This is a genomic window from Kitasatospora sp. NPDC032757 (assembly GCF_055579305.1).
In genome coordinates, this window is record NZ_JBVINN010000002.1 from 42,215 (window position 1) to 65,558 (window position 23,344).

Below are 23,344 nucleotides of genomic sequence, written 5' to 3' on the forward strand. Positions count from 1 at the left end.
GCCACGACCGGCGGCGGTCACGGGGACGCTGCCGAAGTGGCACCTCTCCTCTGTACACCGTCCGGGCGGTGCGCCGCACCCCGGGCCGTGGGTGGGCCGTCCGCGCGGAACGGCGCCCGGGCGGGCGGCTCAGTCCCGGGGCTCGGTCCCCCGCGGGCGGCTCAGTCCTGGGCGCCGTAGCGGGCGAGGTAGTCGGCGAAGCGCGCCACGTCCTGGTCTGACCAGTCGGTGAAGCGGGCGGTGAAGGAGGCCCGGCGCTGTTCGTTGGCCTCGCGCAATAGGGTGAGGCCGGCCTCGGTGGCGCGCAGGATCTGGCCGCGCTGGTCGTCCGGGTCGGCCTCGCGGCGCAGCAGGCCGAGCTTCTCCAGCGCGGTGACCTGACGGCTGACGGTGGACTTGTCCAGCATGAAGTGCATCGCGACGTCCGCGGCCCGGCAGCCGCCGCGCTCGTTGATCAGGTCGAGGATGCTGTAGGTGACCAGGGAGAGGTCCGGGTGCAGCTGGCTGGCCTTGTGGCGGGCCCGCCGGGCGAAGGCGGTCAGCTCGCGCTGGATGGTGTCGATCGACGTCTCACGACCGGGCACGGCGTACCTACCTCCTCGGGAATTTTGTTGCACTATACAACGATTTTATGGTAGGCGGCGCAGTCCTGCCCGGCGCCGCCCCGCTCAGCCGGCCCGGCTCCCGTCGGGTGCCGAGGCCTGCCAGGCGCGGGCGGCCGCGATCCGGCGCGTCGCGCTCGGGTGAGTGGCGAACAGTAGCTCAAGCATCCGCGGCGGGTCGACGTCGGACACGTTGGCCAAGGCCAGTCTGCGCTGCATCGCGACGAACTGCTCGGCGTCGGAGGTGAGTTCGAGTGCGTGCCGGTCCGCCCGGGCCTCGATCCGGCGGCTCGCCGCGCACTGCACCGGGCCGGACAGCGCGCCCAGCAGCGCCGCGCAGGCGACCAGCAACGGCAGAGCGCGCGGATCGGCCGCGTCCGCGGCCCCGGCCGCCGACAGCAGCGGTCCCCAGGCGGCCAACCGGCCGAGCAGGACGACCACCGCCGCCGCTCCCGCCGCCCCCAGCAGCGTGCCGGTCAGCACGTCCCGGTGCTTGACGTGCCCCAGCTCGTGCGCCACCACCAGCTCCACCTCGCGCGGCTCGGCGGTCGACAGCAGCGTGTCGTACGCGACGATCCGGCGCGTCGCGCCCAGGCCGGACACGTACGCGTTCAGCGCCGTCGTCCGCCGCGACGCGTCCGCCACCAGGACGTCCCGCACCCGGACGCCGTCCCGTTCGGCCAGTGCCAGCAGCGCTGTGCGCAGCGGGCCGGGCGGCATCGGGGTGAAGCGGTTGAACACCGGCTCCACCAGCAGCGGGTACAGGAACGAGAGCGCCGCCGTGAGCAGCGCGGCTGCGGCCGCCGCCGGGAGCCACCAGCGCTCCGGCGACCAGGCGGTGAGCGCGAACAGCCCGAGCGCCACGGGGAGCGTCAGCGCCAGGGCGAGCGCCGACCCGCGCAGCGCGTCCACCGCCCAGCCGGCCCAGCCCTGGGTCACCAGCCCGTACCGGGCACGCGCCGAGCGGACGCCCGCGCCGAACGGCAGCTGCGCCACCTGCCCGAGCACGACCAGCGCGGCCGCCCCGGCCAGGACCTCCGCCGTCCGCGAGCCGCCGAACCAGCCGCCCGCCGCCGTCACCAGCCCCGCCCCGGCGGGCGTCAGCCCCAGGGCGAGCGTCAGCGCCAGGCCCGCCAGGCGCCCGCCCAGTGCCCACGGCAGCTGTGCACGCCGGAGGGTGCGGCCGCGGGTGAGCTCGGCGTCGGTGAAGTCGGCGGCGGGGCCGGGGGCGTCGTGGGGCTCGGGGGCGGGTGCCGGGGTGCCCGGGGGCGGGCTGACGGAATCTGTCATCTGTGGGCCGTCATCCGTTTGCTGTCATCTGTCGTCCGTCATCTGTCCTCTGAATTCTGTCAGCCGCCCGCCCGCTCCGCCGCCCCGGTGGCGGAGCGGGCGGGCCCTCCCGCGCGCAGGACCGCCGTGCCTCGTGCTGCTCGCCGAACACGGTGTGGAGGCGGGGCGGAGGAGGCGCGGGGGAGTGGCGTAGGCTGACCGCTCTTGGACCGACCCCGGGGGGGATCTCACATGCGCCGTGCCGCGGCCGCCGTCGCACTGCTGCTCGGGCTGATACCCGTGGCCGCCTGCGGGCCGGACGACCCGGCCCCGGCCAAGGCCGCACCGGCCGGCGATGCGGCCGGGCCCTCGGCCGCCGGGTCCGCCACGGCGGGTGCGACCGGCACCGCGGCGCCGGCGCCGTCCGGCAGCGCCGCCGGACCCCGGCCCGACGGCAGCATCACGGTCGCCTTCGCCGGCGACGTCCACTTCGAGGGCCGGACGGAGTCCCGGCTCGCGGTGAAGCCCCCGGAGCAGGCGCTCGGCCCGATCTCCGGAACCATCTCCGACGCGGACCTCGCCGTCCTCAACCTGGAGACCGCGATCACCGACCGCGGGGCCCCCGAGCCGAAGACCTACACCTTCCGCACCTCGCCCAAGGCGCTCACCGCGCTCAAGGACTCCGGCGTCGACGTCGTCTCGATGGCCAACAACCACGCCGTCGACTTCGGCCCCGACGGCCTCGCCGACACCCTCGCCGCCAAGGCCGCCTCGCCGATCCCGGTCGTCGGCGTCGGCCACAACGCCAAGGAGGCGTACGCCCCGTACGTCACCACCGTGCGCGGGGTGAAGGTCGCCGTGGTCGCGGCCAGCCAGGTCGAGGACATCACCAACCAGAAGTGGCGGGCCGGTGCCGACAAGCCGGGCATCGCCTCGGCGCTGGACGCCGCCGCGCTGGTCAAGGCGGTCGAGGCGGCGAAGCAGCAGGCGCCCGTCGTCCTCGTCTACCTGCACTGGGGGGACGAGGGCAAGGCCTGCCCGACCGGCCCGCAGACCGCCATCGCCAAGAAGCTCGCGACGGCCGGTGCCACCGCGGTGGTCGGCACCCACGCGCACACCATGCTCGGCTCGGGCATGCTCGGCAACACCTACGTCGGGTACGGCTTCGGCAACTTCCTCTGGTACGGCACGTCCAACTACGCGTTCTCCAACGAGACCGGTGTCACGACGCTGACCCTCACCTCGGCGGGCAAGGTCACCGGGGAGGTGTTCACCCCGGCCACCGTCGACGGCCAGGGCGTCCCCGTCCCGCAGACCGGCGCCGCCGCCGAGGCCGCCCTCAAGCGGCGCGACGGCCTCCGGGGCTGTACCGGCCTGGCCCCTGCGCCCGGCCCCGCGCGCTGAGTTCGTCCAAGTCCCGGGTGGTGACCGCCTCGGCGACGGGGATGCTGCTGCGGTGCGCCAGGGCGAGCCGCTCCCGCACCTCGCGCGGCGTCCGCGGCCGCCACCCCGGGCCGTGGCAGCACCCCGAGTGGAACGTCACCCCGGCGGCGAGCACGGCGGTCAGCGCCCGCCACCCGGCGTCGTCCCGCCGCTTCGGGACCGCAAGATCCTGCCCCGCCTCGAGCAACTTGCCCCGGCAGTGCGGGCAGAGGTCGTGCCCCGGTGCCGGCCACCGCTTCACCGAGACCCGGCAGGGCGGGCAGACGAAGTGCCGGCGAGACGTCCGAGCGCGTGTACACATGGGTACCACGATAGGGCGGTGACGGACCGTCAGCACGTGGATTTCCCCGGCCCGCGGATGAGCGCGGGCGGCCGGGACGGACCTCGCCGGACAGGTGGCGGAGACCCCGGGCCGGAGTCCGCCCCCGAGGGGCGGGACACCCGCCGCGAACGGCGGGCCCGTCCAGCGGGGTCGGGCGGGTCACCGGCCGGGGTGGAGCGGGCGGCGGCCCGACGATCTCTCCCCCCGCGATGCGGTCGGTGGCTGAGAGTGTGCGCCGCCGAAGGGCGTTCAGCCCTTGTGGTCGGCCTCGCCGTGCTTCCAGTAGCCCTTGGCGTGGACGCGGTCGCGGGGGAGCGACCGGTCGGTGAGGAGGTGGCGGCGGACGGTGGCGACGGCGCCGGCCTCACCGGCGAGCCAGGCGGTGGTGCCGGGCGGCAGGTCGGTGGCGAGGAGCGTCTCGGTGAGGAGGCGCCCCTTGGGGTGGGCGGGCGGACGGGGGAGCCACGCCGCGGTGAGTCCGGCCCGGGCGGGCAGGGGCAGCGTGTCGGCCGGTCCGGCGATCTCGAAGTAGGCGGACACCCTCACCCCGGGCGGGAGTTGTTCGAGGACGGTGAGCGCGGCGGGCAGGGCGCTCTCGTCGGCGGCGACGAGGACGTGGCCGGCGCCGTCGAAGGAGGGGCGGCGCCCGCGCGGGCCGGCGATCCGGGCGCGGTCGCCGGGGCGGGCCGCGGCGGCCCACCGGGCGAGGGGGCCGTTGCCGTGCAGGACGAGGTCGATGTCGACCTCGCCTTCGGCGGGGCGGTGGTGACGGATGGTGTAGGCGCGGGAGACCTCGCGGCCCTCGGGGTCCCGGGAGGCCCGGGGGGACCGGGGCGGGCTGTCGGGCACGGCCAACTTGACCCACTGGGTGGGGTGTTCGACGGCGAGGTCGGACAGGCCGGGGCCGGTGAAGGTGATCCTGGTCAGGGTGGAGGTCAGCGGGGTGACCGCGGTGACCTCGGCGTCGTGGGCCGGTCGGGGGCGTCGGAACATGGTGACTCCAGAGCGGGCCCGGAGGTGAACACGGGCCGGGTGAGAGGGAGTTCGGGAGGTGTCGCGCTCAGCGCGGGAGGTGCTGGTCGAGCAGTGCGTCGACGAACGCGGCGTCGAGCGGGCGGCGCAGCACCAGGGTGCGGTGGTAGAGCGGGGCGAGGAGGGCGTCGAGCAGCACCGCGGCCTCGTCCTCGGAGCAGCCGAGTGCGGTGCGGGTGTGGGCGACATCGCGGGCGCGGAGCCCGTCGAGGAATCCGCCGTGCAGCAACTCGGCCGTACGGGCGTCCAGTTGGGCGTGTCCCAGGAGGGCCTGGAGGACGCGGCCGGCCGGCTCCTCGCCGAGGAAGGCGGCGAAGCGGTGGACGTAGGCGCGCAGGTCCGCGGGGCCCGAGGGGCCGGCGGCGCCGGCCGTCCGGTCGGACGGGGCTTCGGGCCAGGTGAGGGCGGAGGCGGCGTCGAGGACCAGGTTGTCGAAGAGGATGTCGACCTTGGACTTCCACCAGCGGTAGATCGTCTGTTTGGCGACGCCGGCCGCCGCGGCGATGCCCTCGATGGTGAGGCCCTCGAAGCCGTGCTCCACCAGGAGGTCGTCGGCGGCGTTGAGCACCGCCAGGCGCGCGGCCTCGCTCCGGCGGCTGCTGCTGCTGTTCGCGCTGCTGCTGCCGGTGGCGGTGCGGGGCTGGGCGGCGATGGTGCGGAGGTCCTCACGGGCGGGCCGGTGCGGGAGCCGGCCGGGGGCGCTGGTCGGGCTCATCCTCTCATGCCTCCTCCGGGCGGGCGGTCGACGGGAGCGCGCTCCGCGGCCGCCGCACCAGCCCGGCCGCGACGGTGACGGCCAGCGCGGCCACCAGCGCGCTGAACGTGACACCCGCCGTGCGCAGGTCGGTGGCCTGGATCAGGACCCCGACGCCGACCACCGGCACCGAGAGCATCGCGTACAGGATGGCGAAGAAGGTGGAGACCGCCGCGCCGCGCTGCTGCGGGGCGACCCCGTTGTTGATGGCGCCGAGGCCGGTGCCGACGGCGGTGCCCGTGGCGAGGCCGTTGACGCAGGCGCCGAGCAGCAGCGGTGGCAGCGACTCGGTGAGCAGCGCGATGGCGATCAGCGCGGCGGCCAGCACCAGGCCGGCGCAGGCGGCGGGCAGCGCACGCGGCTTGGGCAGGACACGGGCGAGCAGCTGGCCGACGGCGGTGGCCGCGAAGGCCAGGCAGACCACCAAGCCGGTGAGCGCGTGGTGGTGGAGGTCCAGGACGGTGGCCAGGAAGAGGCCGCTGACCGCGGTCAGGACCCCGAGCACGGCGAACCCGGAACCGCCGGCGAGCGCGGCGCGTACGAAGGCGGGGCGGATGCCGGCCGGGATGCGCAGCGGCTGGAGGCGGGGGCGGAGCCGGGCGGGGGTGCTTCGGGGGCGGTCACCGGAGCCCGTCGGTGCGGCGCCGGGGGCGGCTTCCCGTGCCGTTGCGGGAACGGCGAGGAGCCCGGCCAGTGCGAGGGCGGTGAGGGCGAGCATCACCGTCCAGGGCAGGCGCAGCGGCGAGCCGGCCCACTCGGCGAGGGTGCCGGAGAGCAGGGTGCCGCCGGCCAGGCCGCCCATGTTGGCGGCCAGCGCGAGGGTCTGGGCGCGCAGCCGGCGCTCGGGCGGGGCGAGGTCGAGCAGGGCCGCGGTGGCGGCGCCGGTGACCAGGGCGGCGGCGAGGCCGGAGACCACGCGGGCGGTGAGCAGCCAGGGCAGCGAGTCCGCGACCTCGAAGAGGTCGGCGGCGGCCGCGGCGAGCAGCAGGGCGGCGGCGATGACGGGGCGGCGGCCGATCGCGTCGGAGAGCCGGCCGAGGGTCAGCAGGCCGGCGACGACGCCGGCGGCGTAGACGGCGAAGATCACCGTGACCATGAACGGCGAGAAGCCGAAGGCCTGTTGGTAGAGCGGGTAGAGCGGGGTCGGGACGGTGGTGCCGGCCATGGTGACCCAGAAGGCGAGTGCGACCGCGGCGCGGGCGAGTGGGCCGGCCGGGGTTTGCGGGGCGGATGGCATGGGGGTTCCTCAGGGGTCGCGGCGAGAGTGGACGCAACGGTGCGTCTCGGTTGGATGGACGCTAACACTGGACGCAACGTTGCGTCTAGATTGGATTCGCTCGATCGCCCCGGCCTCCTGCGCGCGTGCCCGCGGCGGTCACCGTCGCCGGGCGGCTCCACTGCGGGCGCCATTGGGCCTGGTCAGGGGCCTGCCGCGGAGGCCCGGTTCGGACCGGCAGCCGGTCGGCTGCGCCGGCACGGCGCGTACCGAGGGCTGCGGGGCGGCCGGTGTGGTGAGCTGGTCGCGGCCGTGTCAGCCGCGCGGCAGCCGCACCAGGCTCTCTGGAGGAGACGTCCATGCGCCGTCGTTCTGTGGTCGCCCTGCTGACAGTGCTGTTCGGGTCCGGTGCGGTCGGCGGCTGCTCCTCCGCGGCTTCCAGGGCCGCGAGCTCCACGGTGCCCACCCCGGGCGCGTCCGAGGTGCCCTCGGGCACCCCCACCCTGGCGTCCCCCGCCTCGCCGGCCTCCACCCCGTCGGTGGCGGTCCGGGCGACGGTCACCGACGGACTGGCGTCGCCCTGGGGTCTGGTGGTCCTGCCCGACGGGGACTTCCTGGTCTCCGAACGGGACGCCGCGAAGATCCTCCGCATCGCCGCGAAGGGCGGCGGCAAGACCGAGGCCGGCACCGTCCCCGGGGTGGTCCCCGGTGGCGAGGGCGGCCTGCTCGGCCTCGCGCTGTCGCCCGGCTACGCCACCGACCACCTGGTCTACGCGTACGTCAGTACCGCCGACGACAACCGGATCGTCCGCTTCCCGTACGACCCGACGCGGCCCGCCGGGCAGCAGCTGGGCGACGTGTCCGTCCTGCTGACGGGTATTCCGCGCGGCCACCGGCACAACGGCGGCCGGATCGCGTTCGGTCCGGACGGGCTGCTCTACGCGGGCACCGGTGACAGCAGCAACGGCGCGCTCTCCCAGGACAAGGGCTCGCTCGGCGGCAAGATCCTCCGGCTGGCCCCCGACGGCACCCCCGCCCCCGGCAACCCCTTCCCCGGGTCGCCCGTCTACTCCTACGGCCACCGCAACGTGCAGGGGCTCACCTGGGACCCCCAGGGCCGGCTCTGGGCCTCGGAGTTCGGCCAGGACAACTGGGACGAGCTGAATCTGATCCGCGCCGGCGGCAACTACGGCTGGCCGGTCGTCGAAGGCGTCGGTGGCCGCCCCGAGTTCACCGACCCGGTGGCCGAGTGGCGCACCTCCGAGGCCTCCCCGAGCGGCATCGCCTATGCCCAGGGGGCCGTCTGGATGGCCGCGCTGCGCGGCACCCGGCTCTGGCGCGTCCCGCTCGACGGTGAGCATCTCGCGTCTTCTCCGCAGGAGTTCTTCGACGGTGCCTACGGCCGCCTGCGCACGGTCGTCGCGGACCGGGACGGCACGCTGCTGGTGCTCACCGACAACACCGACGGGAACGGCGAGCCCAAGCCGGGGGACGACCGCCTCCTGCGGCTGGCGATCTCCTAGGGACAGCGCGCCGGGCGGGGCCGGCCTCCGGGCGGGGCGGGCTTCGCCGGGGGAAGGGCTCAGGCCGGACCGGTGCCGGACGGGGCCGGTTTCACGCGCGGCCGGCGGAGGACCAGCCCTGCCGGTGGAGCCGTTCGAAGCCGTCCAGCAGGAGATCGAGTGCGAACTCGAACTCGAACTGGTCGTCGCAGCCCTGCCCCACCACGGTGCCGTCGTCGTGGGGCCGGACGGTGGCGATCTCGGCGATGTGGGGGAATCGGACGGCCAGCTCGCGCAGGGCGGCCGCCTGGACCTGCGGGTCGGGGCTGGGCGCGGTGGGCAGTAGCTCCTGCGTGAATCCCCACGCGCGGCTGCCCAGGGCGTGCATCGCGTGGTGGGTGAGGTCCGCCGAGAGGCCGCCGGCCAGGAGCGTTCCGATCAGGGAGTCGAGGTAGCCGAGGATGCCGGGGGTGGGGCCGGTTCGCGATTCGATGACGCGCGCGGCCCACGGGTGACGCAGCAGCGCGTGCCGGGCCGAGAGGATGTGCCGGCGGGCGGCGCCCTTCCAGTCGGCGTCGCCGGCGGACGCGTCGGCCGGCGAGCCGGCCCTCGCCCCGCCCTCCTCGCCGATCTCCCCGATGACGGCGTCGACCATGCCGTCGAGGAGCTCCTCCTTGTTCGCCACGTGCTTGTAGAGCGCCATCGGCACGACGCCCAGCTCCTGGGCGAGGCTGCGCATGCTCAGCGCCTCGATGCCCGACCGGTCGGCACGTGCGACGGCGGCGCGCAGCACCCGGTCCCGGTTCAGGGTGGTCCGACGCGCGGTGGCGTTCGTCTGCTGGGGCATCTCCTGACCGCCTCTCCTCGGGCTCGGCCCGGACTCCGCCGGCCGGACTCCGTTCGTCCCGGAGCCCGTTCATCCCGGAGCCCGCCCGGTCCGGGCCGATTCTTCCTTGACAGGTGTACGCGGTACACCCTAGCGTCATCGACGAAGGTGTACGCCGTACACCTCTGGTGCCGGATGCGGCCGGCCGTGCCAGTGAAGGAGTTCCGGTGATCCCCTCGAGAAGGCTCGCGACAGCGGCGGGCGCGTGTTACCTGGTCACCCACGTCGCCTCGATCGGCGGGCTGGTCCTCTACGGCCCGGTGCTCGGCAACCCCGACTTCGTCGTGGGCGCCGGCCCGGACGGCCGGGTGCTGCTGGGGGCGCTCTTCGAGGTGGTGCTCGCCCTGGCCGTCGTCGGCACCGCGATCGCGCTGTTCCCCGTCGTCCGCCGGTACGGCGAAGGCGCCGCGGTCGGCTATCTCGGCCTGCGCACCCTGGAGGCGGCCGTCATCACCGTCGGCATCGTCAGCCTTCTCTCGATGGTGACGCTCCGTCAGAATCAGGGGGCGGGAACGGATCCGGCCGCGTCGCGCACCGTCGGCAGGGCGCTGCTCGCGGTCCACGACTGGACGTTCCTGCTCGGGCCGAACTTCGTGCTGGGCGCCAACACCGTGCTGGTGGCGCATCTGCTGTACCGGTCGGGCCTCGTGCCGCGGTTCATCGCCGTCCTGGGCCTGGTCGGCGGCCCGTTGATCTTCGCCTCGGCGATCGCCGTGCTGCTCGGCCTCTACGGGCAGCTCTCGGCGTGGGGACAGCTGGCCGCCGTCCCGGTGTTCGCCTGGGAACTGGCGCTGGCCTTCCGGCTGATCTTCCGGGGCTTCCGGACGCCGGCCGCCGCCGGCGGGCCCCTGCCGGTGGGTGGCGACCCGGTTCCGGTCCCGGTCGGTCTGCCGCAGGTCTGAGCGGCAACGCGCCGCTGCCGCGCCGCCGCCGCACCCCCGTCGCGCCGCCGCCGTACCCCCGTCGCACCGCCGCCGCCGTACCGCCGATGACCTCGGCGAAGCGGCGGCGGACGCGTTGTCAGTGTGTCCCGTTACGTTCCTCCCATCACTGACCAGCTGGGAGGAGAGCGGCCGTGGCGTGGGTGGAAGCGGGAGCGGGCGGGTACGAAGTCGCGCTCGACGAGGAGGGCAAGGTGATCTGCCGCAACGCGGCGGGCCGCCGGCTGAAGGCCGTCCCGCCGAAGCTGAACGACGATCCGGTGGTCACCGGGCTCAGGCAGCTCGCCGAGTGGCTGGCCGCGCACCGGCGCCGCTGCCTGGACGACGTCGAGCGGTGGATGGTGCGCTCGCTGCCGGTGCCCGCCGCCGTGGTCACCGCCGTCTGGGCCGACGAGGCCTGGCAGGAGGTCCTGCGTGACCTGGTGGTCACCGGGGCTGACGGTTCGGTCGCCGGGTTCCTGCGCGGCGCCGACGCCGAGCGGGGGCTCGGCCTGGTCGACCTCGACGGGGACACGGTGCGTCTCACCGACGGCGAGATCCGGATACCCCACCCCGTCCTCCTGGACGACCTGGACGACCTGCGCGAGTTCGCCGTCGAACTCGGCGTCGCCCAGCAGGTCCAGCAGCTGTACCGGGAGGTCTGGCACCGCCCGGCCGGTGCCGACGCACCCGGTACCGAGGTCACCACCTACGCCGGCGGCCGCTACAAGGAGCTGCGCGAGCTGCTCGGCCGCTGCGCCCGGCTCGGCTACCGGGTGCGCGGCGGCCACGCCGTCCTGCCGGTCGTCGAGGGCGGCGTCGCACTGGAGGCCCGCGTCTGGGTCGGGGACTTCTACGACTACGACGAGTGCGAGACCGGCGCACTCAGCTGGACGGGTCCGGACGGCAAGGTCCTGCCGCTCGCCCGGGTCGGGCCGGTCGCCTGGTCCGAGGGCATGCGGATGGCCGCCGCGCTGCACTCCGGCCGCACGATCGAAGGGGAGGAAGCCGCATGAGCACCAGCCAGATGAACACCGGTCACACGGGCACCGGTCGCACGGACGCCGACCGCACGGACACCGACCGCACGGACACCGACCGCACGGACACCGACCGCACGGACGCCACCGCACTGAACGAGCGCCTGCTGGACGCCGGCGCGGTGCTCCCGGCCGGCGCGCTGCCCGGCGCCGGGCAGCCCGACAGCCCCGCCGACGTGCTCACCGCCCGCAGCTACGCCCACCCGGCGCTCGACGGCCGCCGCGTCGTCCGGCTGGTGCCCCGCGCGCTCGGCCCGGCCGAGGACCTCGCGGTCGACTTCCTCGGCCTCAAGCCCGCGCAGGAGCCGGCCGAGGTCGGCCAGGTCCGCCAGGAGGCGCTGGGCTTCCCGGCCTGGGCGCTGGTCCACGACCCGGCCAACGGACACCACGCGCTCGCCCTGGTCAAGGAGATGGAGCGGCTCGCCCGGCAGGCCAGGTCCAAGCCCGGGCACGCCAAGGACGGCTTCGAGGCGCTCGCCGTGCGCCTCGGCCGCGCCGTCCCGCACTTCCTGCCCACCTACTGCGAGGAGGTCGGCCGGATCTTCCTCGAACACGGCAACCAGACCTACGCCGGCACCTTCTTCGGCAAGGCCCGCGAGGCCGAGCGCACCCACAGCCTCACCGTGGACGAGGAGCGGCTGCGCGCCGTCTTCCTGGAGTTCGCGCTGGCCGGCGCACTCACCGTCAAGGCGTTGCGGCAGTACGTCAGGGAGCTGAGCGGCCGGCTCGACCCGCTGACCGCCTGGCAGCGGTTCCGCCAGCTCTGCACCGAGCGCTCGGCGGCCGGCATGGCCCCGTACGCCGGCGTGGCCGAGGACGCCCGCGCCCTGATCCGGGCCGCCGGGCTGGACCGCACCGAGCACGAGCGGGCCCTCCTCGGCGAGCTGCTCGCCTCACCCGCCGTCAACCGGGCGCCCGGCGCCTTCTGGAAGTCCTGGCACGGCGCCGTCGTCGACCTCGGCCGCAGTGACGGGACGGTCCGCGCCCGCCTGCTGGAGCTGCTGCCCGACCCGGCGGGCTCCGGCGACCAGAACGCCCAGGACGCCTCCTGGCTCGCCGTCCTCGCCGAGAGCGGCGCCGAGCAGCAGCTCACCGGGCCGTGCACCGGGCCGGTGGAGGGCGCCGGGCCCGTCGAGCCGGCCGCCGCCTGGCTGCAGCGCTGGCTGGGCCACATCGGCCGGGGCTGGCGCAGCCGGGGCCTCAGCACCGAGACCGTCGCCCTCGCCGGGCGGATGGCCGGGCGGCTGCGCGCCGACGGTGTGCCGGTCGAGCTCCTCGGCGGCCGCCGGAGCACCACCCTGATCGAGGTCCTCGACCTGCTGCTCGCCGAGGGCGTCCCGGTCGCCGACCCCGCCGACGGCCTCGCCCTCGACCTGGGCGCCTGGGTCGCCCAGTCCGGCCCCGGCAGCCGTACGCTCGCCGCGCTCGCCGCCGACCCCCGGTTCCGGCCCGCGCTGCGTGCCGCCGTCCCCGGGGTCTGGGACGCCGCGGTGGCGAAGCAGGTGCCCGCCCTCCCGGTGCTGCGCGAGCTGTTCGTCGAATGGTCCGACGCACGCGCCGACGAACTCCTCGCCGCCCGCGGCCTGGCGAGCGCCGCGGACCTGCTGCGTGAGCTGCGGAGCAGCCGCCGCGCCATCCGCGCCGAGAACCCGGCCGCCGCCGAGCGGATCGCCGGCCTCGACGTCGCCGGCCTGCTCGCCCGCACCCTGCGGGCCGGCATCTTCGACGAACTCGGCTGGCCCGCGCTCGAAGAGGCGCTCGAGAGGCTCGGCGTCGAGCGCGGCGAGGCCCCCGGCGGTACGGCCGGCAACCACCTCCCCGAGGGCCTGTACGCGGAGGACGCCTGGCCGCACCTCGTCCTGGCCCGCAAGAACCAGGTCGTGGTGGCCGGACCGCAGGGCATCCTGCTGGAGCACACCCTGCGCATCCCCGACAAGCTGGAGCAGTGGCAGCGCCCCCGGCTCCGCTACGTCGACGGCGAACTGCTGGTCGCCTGGTACCGGGACGGCAAGCAACACGCCTACTGGTCCGGCCGCCCCGCCGAGACCTTCCTCCTCGGCGGCGAGACCGTCGCCCGCTACTACGGCGGCAACCAGGAGCCCGAAGCCCCGTCCCTCCCGCTGCCCGGCGGCGGGCGCACCACCGGCGAGCGCCCGCTGCACGCCGGCGACACCCGGATGCCCGCCGAGCACCCGGTGATCGGCGACGGCACCGGCCACTGGACGGTCCGCCACGGCCAGGGCGGCGGCTTCCTCACCGAGCTGGACCCGGCCACCGGCACCCTCGGCCGCGCCGCCGAGCCGCCCCGGATCGCCGCCACCGCGGCCGCCGGCCGGCTCGACGTGCACCGCACCCGGCTGCTGCCGATGCAGCCCGGGCTGGAGGCCAGCCCGCTGGGCACCGACGGCGCCGCGCTCGGCAGCTGGGTCCGCGTCGGAGCAGGCCGCGTCACCACCGGTACCGCCGACGGCACCACCCTCGTCCTGTCCGGAGCCGGCAGCCACCCCCAGCGCTTCCCGGTCGGCCGGCTCGCCCTGCCCGGCGGCGCCCGCCCGATGGTCGTCGAGGGGCGCGGCGGCTCCCTCGCCCTCGCCCTGCCCGGCAACGACGGCACCCACGCCGACGGCGCCCGGGTGGACGCAACCACCGGCACCACCGCCGACCTGAGCGTCTGCCGCGCCGGCGGGCTCGACGCCGCCGGCACCGGGCTCGTCCCGCCGCTCGTCCACTGGCACGCCCTGCGGCCGCGCGACGAGGAGGGCTCGCTCGTCCTGCGCGCCGTCACCGACGAGCAGGCCGCCCGGCTGATCGACGCCGCCTGGCCGGTGGACACCCGGCCGGTTGCCGCGGACGAGCAGCGCTGGCTCACCGTCCAGGGCGGGCGGCGCCTGCTCGCCAACGGCAAGAAGTGCCGTGCCAGGGTGCCCGTCGCGGCCGTCGGCGAGGCGCTGCCCGGTATCGGCCACCCGCTGCTGCGCGCCGGCGTCGCCGGGCTCGCCCGGGCCGCCGCCGACCTGCTCGACGGGGTCGCGCGGTTCGTGCCGCAGCCCGAGGCCAAGGCGCGCTCCAAGGCGGGCGCCGCCCGCCCGGCCGCCTACCGGCCCGAGCACGGCCGCGACGACGAGCTGCGCGAGGCCGTCGGCGTCGTGTTCCCCGACCTCGGCGGCTTCGGCCGGTCCTGGGGGAGCGACGGCCAGTGGCGGGTCATCAACAACCTGCGCACCGTCACCGCCGTCCTCGCCGACCCGCCCGCGGCGCCCGAGGGCACCGAGGGCTGGTCCACCCCGCTGCGGGTGGAGCTGCACGGCGACGACAACCACCACGGCTGGCTCCACCTGCTCGGCCGGCTCGGCACCCTCGCCTACGCCGCGGCCGCCCCGCTCACCGGAGGCGCCGAGCGGTCCGCTCTCGCGCTGCTGCTCCACGAGTTGACGAAGGGCCCGCTCGCCGACCGCGGCGCCACCCTGCGGGAGATCACCCTGACCGAGCCGCTCCACGGCGCGAGCCACAACCACAACCACAAGCACGAGAAGCGCACCGGCCAGGTGCTGCGGCACGGCGACCGCACCGTGATCGTCCTGGGCTGCCGCCACCACCGCGGCGACCGGGTGCACTGGCTCGCCGTCGACCACGACCCGAGCGGCGCCTTCGGCCCCGTCGCCCACTTCGCCACCGCCGAGGAGCGCACCACCGAGGAGACCCTCACCGCCGACTGGACGGCCCGGTTCACCGCCCTGCTCGCCCTGCACGGCGCCGTCGCCCACCAGGCCGGCCACGCCGCCGACTTCGCCGGGCGGACGGGCATCGGCACCACCCGCGCCACCCTGCTGCTCAGCCCCACCAGCGGTCTCTTCCAGTGGTACGGCAACGTGCTCCCGGCCGACCGGCTGAAGGAGTTCGGCCTCAAGTCCACCGAGGCCAGGGCCGCCCGCGACTGGCTCCGTGACCGGGACCGGACCGGCCTCGCCGACGTCTGGGCCGCCCTGCTGCCCGCCGACCCGAAGAGCCTCTGGACCGAGGGCCCCGACACCCTCGCCGGCGCAGCCCGCTGGACGGAGCGGTTCGGCACGCTCGTCACCCTGCCCGAGGAGGCCCAGGCCACCGTCAGCGGCGCCGCCATCGGCCACATCGAGGCGGTGCTCAACCCCGCCCGGACGCCCTGGCTCAGCCGTACCACCGGCTTCCGGGTGCGCGCCGACGAGGCCGGCGACGTCCGCCTCCGCCCCGACGACGCCGCCGCCCTGCCCGGGAGCAACACGCTCAGCGGCACCGTCGACGCGCTCCGCTGGCTGGCCTACTACCTGCCCGCCGACAGCCCGCTGCGCCCGCTGCTGCCGCAGGCCGTCGCCGCACTGCGTGCCAGGCTCGCCGACCCCGGCCTGCTGCTGGACTACGACCTCCAGCGCACCGTCAAGGACCAGAAGCCGGCCACCATCCTGCGCACCCGGTACGGCCTGCCGGCCGAGGGCGGCGGCGACGCCGACGGTCTGGTCCGCTGCGGCGAGGCGCTCGTCCTGGCCCCCGGCCACGCCGGCGACGAACACATCTGGCTGCGCCCCGCCGGGCTCGCCGGTGCCGGAGACCCGCTGCTGGAGCTGCTCGACGGGCTCTCCGACAGCTACTGGTTCGGCGTCGAGCGGCGCGCCCTTCAGGTGATCCTGAGCGGCGAGCTGGAGCGGCTGGTGGCGCCGCCGGAGTCCGGGCCCGAGGGCGGGGCGGTGACCGGCTGGGCGCAGGACCCGCAGCTCGGCGCGCCCGACCTGGTCGCCGAGGTGGCCGAGGCGCACGGCCTGGGCGAGGACGCCGCCGCGCTCTACCTCCAACTGCTCGCCCTGCCCGACCCGACCGACCGCAACGTCGCCCGCTGGACCGGCTGGAAGCCTGCCCGGCTCAAGCGGGCGCGCGCCGAACTCGCCGCCACCGGACTGGTGCTGGAGGCCAAGCGGGCCCGGGCCGGCCGCGGTCTCTTCCTGCCCGGCGGCTGGCAGGAGGCCAAGGCCCCCGGCCTGCCCGCCGAGACCTGGAAGGCCGGCCTGTACGAACTGCCCACCCACCACGCCGTCCTGCCGCACCTGTCCGTCCCGGAGCTGTTCGCCCGGGCCTGGCGGCGGATCGGCGACGGGGACACCCCCGGCTACGAAGAGCTCCGGACCAGCAACCGCAGGAAGGCCCGTCGATGAGCACGACCACCGAGACACCGAGCGCGACCGGGCCCGGGACCGTTCCCGGGACCGCTCCCGGGACCGCTCCCGGGGCCGCGACGGCTCCCGCTGCCGCGACGGCGGGCGGGACGCGGCAGATCGTCCCGCCGGAGGAGAAGTACGCCGCCGAACTGGAGTTCCTGGCCGCACACGACTCCGGCCCCCGCCCGCCGGGCTGGCGGCTCACCCCGCGCGCCGTCGTCACCTTCGTGATGGGCAGCGACGGCGAGAAGCTCAAGGCCGGGCGGAAGAGCCTCGTCATCGAGCAGAAGTTCGTCGGCGAGCGGGCGTTGGTCGAGCGCTGCGTCGTCACCCTCGCCGGCGAGCGCGGCCTGCTGCTCGTCGGCGAGCCCGGCACCGCCAAGTCGATGCTCTCCGAGCTGCTCGCCGCCGCCGTCTGCGGCACCAGCGCGCTCACCGTCCAGGGCACCGCCGGCACCACCGAGGACCAGCTCAAGTACGGGTGGAACTACGCCCTGCTGCTCGCCAAGGGCCCCAGCCGGGAGGCCCTGGTGCCCTCGCCGGTGCTCACCGCGATGACCACCGGCGCGGTCGCCCGGGTCGAGGAGGTCACCCGCTGCCTGCCCGAGGTCCAGGACGCCCTGGTCTCGCTGCTCTCCGAACGGCGCATCGCCGTCCCCGAGCTGGCCGGCAGCCCGGACGGCCAGCTGCACGCCGCGGCCGGCTTCACCCTGATCGCCACCGCCAACCTGCGGGACAAGGGCGTCAGCGAGATGTCCGCCGCCCTCAAGCGGCGGTTCAACTTCGAGACGGTCGGCCCCATCGGCAGCCTCGCCGCCGAGGTGGAGCTGGTCCGCCGCCAGTCCACCGCCGCCGTCGCCCGCGCCGGTGCCCCGTACGCGGTGGACGACGCCGTGCTGGAGGCGCTCGTCACCGCCTTCCGGGACCTGCGCACCGGCCGCTCCACCGAGGGCTGGGACGTCGAACGCCCGTCCACCGTGATGAGCACCGCCGAGGCCGTCTCGGTGGCCACCGCCCTCGGCGTCTCCGCCGCCTACCTGCCCGACGGCGGCGACCTGCTCGGACGGCTGCCCGGCCAGCTGATCGGGGTCGTCCGCAAGGACGACCCGACGGACGCCGCCCGCCTGCTCGGCTACTGGGACGGCCCGGTCCGCCGCCGCGCCGAACAGGGCGCCGGCACCTGGCGCACCCTCTGGGACCTTCGCTCGGCACTGGAGGCGTGAGGCGATGACGACGAGCAGCGCGGTCCGGGCCCTCGGGGCGGACCTCGACGACTCCCGCCGGGCAGCGGCGGACCCGCGCGCGGCGGTGGAGGCGGAGGCGGCACGGCTGGCCGCCTCGGGCGCCGGCACACCCGGGCCGTACCTGATCGGGGTCCGGCACCACGCGCCCTCGCTCAGCGCGGTCGTACCCGCGCTGCTCGACGCCGCCCGACCCGAGGCGGTGCTGGTCGAGCTGCCCGCCGAGTTCCAGCCCTGGCTGGGGTGGCTGGCCGACGAGTCCACCCGGGCGCCGGTCGCCCTCGCCGCCGCCCCGGCGGCGGCCGGGAGCGGCGCCGGTGAGGGAGCGGGTGACGGTGCGTCCGGGCTCGCCTTCTACCCGTTCGCCGACTTCTCCCCGGAGCTGGCCGCGCTGCGGTGGGCCAGGCGCAACGGCGTGGCGGTGGTCGCCTGCGACCTGCCGCTCGCCCACCGCGGCCGGGGCGGCTCCGGCCCGGCCGACCGCTCGACGGCCGGGCCGGGTGCGGGCGCCCGCCCCGGGGTCGCCGACGCGCTGCGCCACCGGCTCACCGGGCGCGACGACGACGGGGACCTCTGGGACCGCCTGGTCGAGACCGCCGCCCCCGGCTCCACCCCGGAGGCCGTCCGTCGCGCCGCCCTGCTGGTCGGCTGGGCCCTGCGCCGCGACGCCGCCGACAGCACCGGCGTGGACCCGTACGACCTGAGGCGCGAGGCCTGGATGCGGGCGCGCATCCAGGGCGCCACAGCCGGCGGGCGCCGCGTCGCCGCCGTGGTCGGAGCGTTCCACGCGCCGGCGCTGCTCGACCCGCCGGACGGCACGGAGGCCGGCGCGCCACCCGTGCCGGACGGCGGCCACGTCGTCTCGCTGATCCCCTACACCTACCCCCTGCTCGACGCCCGCTCCGGCTACCCGGCCGGCATCCGCGACCCCGAGTGGCAGCACACCGTCCTCGACGCCGGCGGGGACCCAGCCCGCCTCGCCGACGCGCTCACCCACACCGCCGTCCGGATCTGCGAGGCCCTGCGCACCCAGGACCACCCCTCCGGCCCCGCCGACGCCCGCGAGATCGTCCGCCTCGCCGGCGACCTCGCCCGGCTGCGCGGCCTCGCCGCCCCCGGCCGCGGCGAACTCGTCGAAGCCGTGCAGACCGTGCTCGCCCAGGGCGAGCCGCTCGGGCGGGGCCGCGCGGTCGCCCGCGCCCTGGAGCGCGTCCTGGTGGGCACCCGCACCGGCCGCGCAGCCCCCGACGCCCCCCGCAGCGGCCTCGCCCCCGCCGTGGAGTCACTCCTCGCCGGACTCGGCCTCCCCGGCCCCGGCGACACCGCCGAGGCGGGCCCGCGCGAACTCCGCCTCGACCCGCTGCGCTCACCCCTCGACCGCCGCCGCGAACTGCTCCTCCACCGCCTCGCCGCCTGCGCCGTCCCGTACGCCGACCCGGTCACCACCACCGGCGCCGGCGGCACCGAGACCCTGGGCACCCGCTGGCGCGTCCGGTGGACCCCGGCCACCGCGGCGATGCTCACCGTCGCCGGCACCCGCGGTGTCACCCCGGCCCAGGCCGCCGAAGGCACCCTGCGGGACCGGCTGCGCCGCGAAGAGGAGGCCGACGGCCCGACCGCCCGCGAAGTCCTGACCGGCCTCGCCGAGGCCGCCGCCTGCGGCCTCCCCGCGCTGGCCGGCACCCGCCTCACCCAGCTCACCAGCGTCCTGCCCGGGACCGCGACCCTCCCCGAACTCCTCGACGGCCTCGCCCTCCTGGACCGCCTTGCCGCCGGCCACATCCCCGGCTTCGCCCCCGCCATGCCGGACGGCGAAGAGGCCGCGCAGACCGGTGCGTTCGCGGCTATCGCCGCTCCGGCGGTCCCGGCGGCTTCCGCGGCCCCGGCCGCCTTCCGGCATGGCGGGGGCGCCGAAGTTCTGGCCTCCGCAGGGGAGTTGCTGACCGCCGCGGCGGTGCGGCAGCTTGAGGGGCTGGCCGGCTCCGACGACCCGGCTGATGCCCGCGCGCTGGTGGAGCTGGCGCGTCGGGCCGACCGGTCGGGTGGGCTGCGGCTCGGCCATGCGCTGGCCGAACTCGCCGACGAGGGCAGCCCGTTGGTCCGCGGCGCGGCGGGTGCGGTGCGGGTGCTGCTCGGGCAGGACGGCCCGGCGGCGTTCGGCGGGCGGGCGGCCTCGTGGGTCGACGGTGCCACCGGGCCCGACAGCCGGCACACTCTCGGGCGCTCGCTGGTCGGGCTGCTGACGGCGGCCGAGGGGCTCTTCGACACGGCGCCCGAGGTGCTGGAGCCGGTGCTGGAGCGGGTCACCACGTTGTCCGACACCGGGTTCCTGGACCGGCTGCCCGCGTTGCGCGGTGGCTTCGACACCCTCAGCCCGGCCGCCCGCGACCGGTTGCTGACGTTGGTCGAGGAGCGGCTCGGCACCCGCCTGCGCGCCCTGCCCGACACCGTCGCGCCCGCCCTGCTCGCCGGCTGGGCCCGCGCCGACCTGGCGGCCCGCGCCGCCCTGGGCCGGCGCGGCCTGCTCCCGGAGGCGTTCGCCGGGCCGCCGGGTCACCCGGCGCCGGCCCCCACTCACGCCACCGCCACTGCACCCACCGCCAACGCACCCACCGCCCTCGCCCCGACCACCCCCGCCACCCACGCCCTCGCCCCCGCCGAGCGGTGGCGGCTGCTGCTCGGGCGGCCGGGCAGCGGTGGCTTCGGCGGACGGTCCGCCCGGCTGGCCACCGCCCTCGACGAGCTCTACGGCACCGGGCGCGGCGAGGGATCCGGGCCCGGCCTGGACGGGCGGGGCGGTGCCGGCGGCCACCGGGGCGGCCGGGAGGCGCCGTATCCCGGCGTGCGGGAGTGGGGCGAGGAGTTGGCCGCGCTGTTCGGTCCGGGCATCCGGGAGGAGGTGCTGGCCGCGGCCGCGGCGCAGGGCCGCACGGATGCCCTGGAGGCGCTCGATCCGGGCGCCGTCCGTCCCTCCGTCGAGCTGCTCCGCACCGTGCTGGAGCACGCCGGCGGGCTCCCCGAGGCGCGGATCGCCGGCCTGCGGCCGCTGGTGCGGCGGCTGGTCGACGAGCTGACGCGGGAGCTGGCGACGAGGCTGCGACCGGCGCTGACCGGGATCAGCGTGCCGAGGCCCAGCCGCCGGCCGGGTGGCGGCCTGGACCTGGACCGCACGATCCGGGCCAACCTCGCCACCGCCCGCCCGGCGCGGCCGGGGGAGGCGGACGCCGGCACGGTGATCGTCCCCGAGCGGCCCGTCTTCCGGACCAGGGCCCGCAAGGCGGCGGACTGGCGGCTGATCCTGGTCGTCGACGTCTCCGGGTCGATGGAGTCGTCCACGGTGTGGGCGGCGCTGACGGCCTCGATCCTGGCCGGGGTACCGGCGCTCAGCACCCACTTCGTCGCGTTCTCCACCGAGGTCGTCGACCTGACCGAGCGGGTGGAGGATCCGCTCGGTCTGCTCCTGGAGGTCCGGATCGGCGGCGGCACGCACATCGCAGCCGGGTTGAAGTACGCGCGTGAGCTGGTGACGGTGCCCTCCCGCACGCTGGTCGCGGTGGTCAGCGACTTCGAGGAGGGCGGTCCGATCGGCGGGTTGCTGGCGCAGACCCGGGCGCTGGTCGACTCCGGCTGCCAGCTGCTCGGCTGCGCCGCGCTGGACGACACCGGGAAGGCGCGGTACTCGAAGGCGGTCGCGAGCCGGTTGGTCGCGGCCGGGATGCCGGTGGCGGCGCTCAGCCCGCTCGAACTGGCCCGTTGGGTGGGGGAGAAGGTCCGATGACGGTACCGATGGAAGCCGGCGCGCACTGGCCGGCGGTGCGGCCGGAGGTGGTCGCCGAGGTGGTGGCCGGGCTGTCGGCGCGGCTGCAGAAGAGGTTGGACGGCGCGGCCGCCAAGCTGGCGGCGTGCCCGGTGCAGCGGTCCGGCGACGCCTGGCGGGTCGCGGTGGACGAGGAGACGGAGCTGGTCCTGCACGCGCCCGGCGGGGTGGTCGCCGACCGGTCCGGCGTGCGTTGCGGCTGCCTGCTGGCGCCCGCCTGTGTGCACCGGGCGGCCGCGGTCTCGCTCTGCCGTCTCGCGGACGACGATCAGGGGCCCGACGCCGCAGCGGACCCCGGGGCCGCCCACGCCCGGGCCGCGGACACCCGGGCCGCCGGCACCCCGGCAGCCGACACTCCGGCGGCGGACGGCACGGGGGCCGCGGCCCCCGGAGCCGGGTCGGAGACGCCGCTGACCCCGGCGGAGCAGGCGGCCGCCCGTCACCTGCACCGGGCCGCCTCCGCCGTCCTCGCGGCCGGGGTGGGCGGGGCGGGGGCCGTCCTGCAGGCGGAGCTGCTCCGGGCGGGGCACCGGGCCCGGCTGGCGGGGCTCCACCGGCCGGCCGCGGCGGCGGTCGCCGTGGTGACGCGGGTCCGCGCGGCACGCTCGGGCGAGCCGGACCACCGGCTCGCCGACCTCGTCACAGCCGTGCGCGAGCTGCTCGAACCGACCGCGGCCCTGGCGAGCGGCCACCCCGGTGGCGGTGTCGGCACCGCCGAGCTGCGCGGCACCGCCCGGCAGGCCTACGGGGAGGCGGGCGGGCTGCGGCTGTACGGGCTGTTCGCCGAGCCGGTGCTGACGGCCACCCACGCGGGCGTGCTCACCTGGGCGGTGGACGCCACCGGGCGGCTGAGCACCGTCGCGGAGGTCATGCCGCACGCCGATGCGACGGCCGCGGCCCCGCAGGCCGTCGGCGCCGGAAACCGCGCGGTCCGGCTGGGCGACGCGCTGCTCAGCCACCGCGAGTTCAGCCGTGCCGGGCTGGCCGTCCAGGGGGCGACGAGGTCCGCCACCGGGCGGCTCGGCGCGGGGGCCTCGGTGAAGGCGGTCCGCGCGGCGGGCGCGGCGTGGACGGAGGAGCCGGTCGCCGCACTCTGGGCCGAGCCGCCGGCCGCGCAGGTGGAGCGCGCCCTGTCGGCGGCGGCGTTGCCGTACGAGAGCCGGCCGGCCGGGAGCGACCTGCTGTTCCTGGACGTCACGCTGCTCGGTGCCGCCCCGTACGGGCCGACCGGGGTGCCGCAGCTGCTCGCCGACTGCGGCGGCCTGGTCGTCGCGCTGCGCGCGCCGCACGAGCACCCGGGCCTGGCGTACCGGGGCAACCTGGCGCTGCTCGCCACCGCCCCGGGGCTGAGACTGCGGGTGATCGGCCGGCTGGAACGGGCCGCCCGCCCGGAGCTGCGCCTGCTCGCCGCCGGTCCGGCCCCGAGCGAGCCGGGGCCTGGGCCGGGATCAGAGCCGGGGCCGCGGCCAGGACCGGAGCCGGAGTCGCACGACCTGGCGGGCGTCCCGTCGCTGTCCCTGCCCGCCGACCGGGCGGGACGGGTCAACCTGGGCCTGGAGCGGTTGCAGACCGCCGATCTCACCCTCCCCGCGCCCCTCCGCGACCCGGCGATCCCCGTGCCGGCGGCGATCCCGGAGGCCGCCGATGCCCCCGACGCCCCCGTGCACCTGCTCACCCGCCGGGTCGAGCAGGCCGTGACCGGCGGCCGGCAGGTGCTGGCGCTCGGTTCGACGACGCCGGCCGCCGAGGCCTCGCAGCTGGCGTCGGCGGGCCTGGCCACGGGTGCGGCGCTGCTGGGCGGGCTCCGGGCGGCGGCGGGGGACCACCCGCGGGACGTGTTCGGCCGGGTGGCGGCGGACGACCACGCGGCGTTCACCGCCGCGTGGCTGGCAGCGGCCTGTTACGGCGAGGAGCTCGCCTCGGCACTCTGCGCGGTCGGCTGGGCTCCGCAGGGGGAGGCGGTCACGTCGGCGGCCCAGGGAAGTACTTGCACAGGCAGGTAAACCGCGCCGAATGGCATACTGGGTGGACGGGAGACGTTCGACCGGTCGTCACACCATCGACCCGGGCCGGACACGGTACCGGGGCCGGCACCAGTGACGGAACCGGGAAGAGAA

14 protein-coding genes are annotated in these 23,344 nt (G+C 76.7%); 8 read left to right on the forward strand and 6 right to left on the reverse strand.

Annotation, left to right across the window (positions count from 1 at the left end):
• Window positions 1-161 precede the first annotated feature (161 nt).
• Both ACZ5WK_RS03310 and ACZ5WK_RS03315 read right to left on the reverse strand, forming a co-directional pair.
• Entirely contained in the window at window positions 162-584 is a 423-nt protein-coding gene (locus tag ACZ5WK_RS03310) for a MarR family winged helix-turn-helix transcriptional regulator (protein WP_465544446.1), read from the reverse strand.
• 84 nt (window positions 585-668) lie between these two features.
• Window positions 669-1,892 carry a M48 family metalloprotease gene (locus ACZ5WK_RS03315; RefSeq protein ID WP_465544448.1) on the reverse strand — a complete coding sequence of 408 codons (1,224 nt, stop codon included), beginning with the start codon at window positions 1,890-1,892 and terminating at the stop codon, window positions 669-671.
• A 231-nt stretch (window positions 1,893-2,123) separates the two neighbouring features.
• Between ACZ5WK_RS03315 and ACZ5WK_RS03320 the strand changes: the two genes are divergently transcribed.
• Window positions 2,124-3,275, forward strand: coding sequence for a CapA family protein (locus ACZ5WK_RS03320; RefSeq protein WP_465544449.1), 1,152 nt, complete (start codon window positions 2,124-2,126; stop codon window positions 3,273-3,275).
• 610 nt (window positions 3,276-3,885) lie between these two features.
• Here the strand turns inward: ACZ5WK_RS03320 and ACZ5WK_RS03325 are convergent.
• From ACZ5WK_RS03325 to ACZ5WK_RS03335, 3 genes are all read right to left on the reverse strand, one after another.
• The gene (locus tag ACZ5WK_RS03325; RefSeq protein WP_465544451.1) at window positions 3,886-4,629 is read right to left on the reverse strand and encodes a siderophore-interacting protein; all 744 of its coding nucleotides are present in this window, start codon (window positions 4,627-4,629) and stop codon (window positions 3,886-3,888) included.
• A gap of 67 nt (window positions 4,630-4,696) precedes the next feature.
• The gene (locus ACZ5WK_RS03330) at window positions 4,697-5,383 is read right to left on the reverse strand and encodes a TetR/AcrR family transcriptional regulator (RefSeq protein ID WP_465544453.1); all 687 of its coding nucleotides are present in this window, start codon (window positions 5,381-5,383) and stop codon (window positions 4,697-4,699) included.
• A gap of 4 nt (window positions 5,384-5,387) precedes the next feature.
• The gene (locus ACZ5WK_RS03335) at window positions 5,388-6,659 is read right to left on the reverse strand and encodes an MFS transporter (protein ID WP_465544455.1); all 1,272 of its coding nucleotides are present in this window, start codon (window positions 6,657-6,659) and stop codon (window positions 5,388-5,390) included.
• Window positions 6,660-6,997: 338 nt separating this feature from the next.
• Between ACZ5WK_RS03335 and ACZ5WK_RS03340 the strand changes: the two genes are divergently transcribed.
• Window positions 6,998-8,161: a PQQ-dependent sugar dehydrogenase gene (locus ACZ5WK_RS03340; protein WP_465544457.1), complete on the forward strand. Its 1,164-nt coding sequence runs from the start codon at window positions 6,998-7,000 to the stop codon at window positions 8,159-8,161.
• A gap of 91 nt (window positions 8,162-8,252) precedes the next feature.
• Here ACZ5WK_RS03340 and ACZ5WK_RS03345 read toward each other — a convergent pair whose 3' ends face one another.
• A complete protein-coding gene (locus ACZ5WK_RS03345; RefSeq protein ID WP_465544459.1) occupies window positions 8,253-8,987 on the reverse strand; it encodes a TetR/AcrR family transcriptional regulator in 735 nt (244 codons plus the stop codon).
• A 206-nt stretch (window positions 8,988-9,193) separates the two neighbouring features.
• Here ACZ5WK_RS03345 and ACZ5WK_RS03350 point away from each other — a divergent pair, with 206 nt between their 5' ends.
• The 6 genes from ACZ5WK_RS03350 (at window position 9,194) to ACZ5WK_RS03375 (ending at window position 23,230) form a co-directional block, all read left to right on the forward strand.
• Window positions 9,194-9,928 carry a DUF4386 domain-containing protein gene (locus tag ACZ5WK_RS03350; RefSeq protein ID WP_465544461.1) on the forward strand — a complete coding sequence of 245 codons (735 nt, stop codon included), beginning with the start codon at window positions 9,194-9,196 and terminating at the stop codon, window positions 9,926-9,928.
• A 173-nt stretch (window positions 9,929-10,101) separates the two neighbouring features.
• A complete protein-coding gene (locus ACZ5WK_RS03355; RefSeq protein WP_465544463.1) occupies window positions 10,102-10,962 on the forward strand; it encodes a DUF4132 domain-containing protein in 861 nt (286 codons plus the stop codon).
• The gene (locus ACZ5WK_RS03360) at window positions 10,959-16,166 is read left to right on the forward strand and encodes a hypothetical protein (protein ID WP_465544465.1); all 5,208 of its coding nucleotides are present in this window, start codon (window positions 10,959-10,961) and stop codon (window positions 16,164-16,166) included. Before ACZ5WK_RS03355 ends, ACZ5WK_RS03360 begins: the two co-directional genes overlap by 4 nt.
• The gene (locus ACZ5WK_RS03365; RefSeq protein ID WP_465544467.1) at window positions 16,163-17,392 is read left to right on the forward strand and encodes an ATP-binding protein; all 1,230 of its coding nucleotides are present in this window, start codon (window positions 16,163-16,165) and stop codon (window positions 17,390-17,392) included. Before ACZ5WK_RS03360 ends, ACZ5WK_RS03365 begins: the two co-directional genes overlap by 4 nt.
• A 4-nt stretch (window positions 17,393-17,396) precedes the next feature.
• Window positions 17,397-21,188 (forward strand): DUF5682 family protein, encoded by a 3,792-nt coding sequence (locus ACZ5WK_RS03370; RefSeq protein WP_465544469.1) that lies wholly within the window; start codon window positions 17,397-17,399, stop codon window positions 21,186-21,188.
• Complete coding sequence (locus ACZ5WK_RS03375; protein ID WP_465544471.1) at window positions 21,185-23,230, forward strand: hypothetical protein; 2,046 nt, start codon at window positions 21,185-21,187, stop codon at window positions 23,228-23,230. The genes ACZ5WK_RS03370 and ACZ5WK_RS03375 overlap by 4 nt, the downstream gene beginning before the upstream one ends.
• Window positions 23,231-23,344 lie beyond the last annotated feature (114 nt).